The organism is Streptococcus pseudopneumoniae (genome assembly GCF_001068775.1).
GTDB classification, from domain to species: domain Bacteria; phylum Bacillota; class Bacilli; order Lactobacillales; family Streptococcaceae; genus Streptococcus; species Streptococcus pseudopneumoniae_N.
The window spans coordinates 1-511 of record NZ_JWAJ01000136.1 but is presented as its reverse complement, the minus strand read 5'-3'; the positions used below and the strand labels follow the sequence as shown (position 1 = coordinate 511).

Annotated in this window: 1 protein-coding gene; it reads right to left on the bottom strand. The window is 51.7% G+C overall.

Annotated features, from left to right (window positions below; all coding sequences use genetic code 11):
* Positions 1 to 511, bottom strand: a 511-nt coding sequence (locus ADF68_RS11270; RefSeq protein ID WP_049549349.1) for a hypothetical protein, incomplete at both ends; no start/stop codon positions are given.

Below are 511 nucleotides of genomic sequence, written 5' to 3'. Positions count from 1 at the left end.
CTCAACAAGTGCAAGTACGTCGGCTAGCACGTCAGCCTCAACAAGTGCAAGCACATCAGCAAGTACATCAGCGTCAACAAGCGCAAGCACATCAGCAAGCACGTCAGCTTCAACAAGTGCAAGCACATCAGCAAGCACATCAGCGTCAACAAGCGCAAGTACGTCAGCAAGCACGTCAGCTTCAACAAGTGCAAGTACATCGGCTAGCACGTCAGCTTCAACAAGTGCAAGCACGTCAGCAAGTACATCTGCCTCAACGAGCGCAAGTACGTCGGCAAGTACGTCAGCCTCAACAAGTGCAAGTACGTCAGCAAGTACATCGGCAAGCACCTCAGCTTCAACAAGTGCAAGTATGTCAGCAAGCACGTCAGCTTCAACAAGCGCAAGTGCATCGGCTTCAACAAGTGCAAGTACATCAGCAAGCACCTCAGCATCAACGAGCGCAAGCACGTCAGCAAGTACATCAGCCTCAACAAGTGCAAGTACGTCGGCAAGCACGTCAGCCTCAACA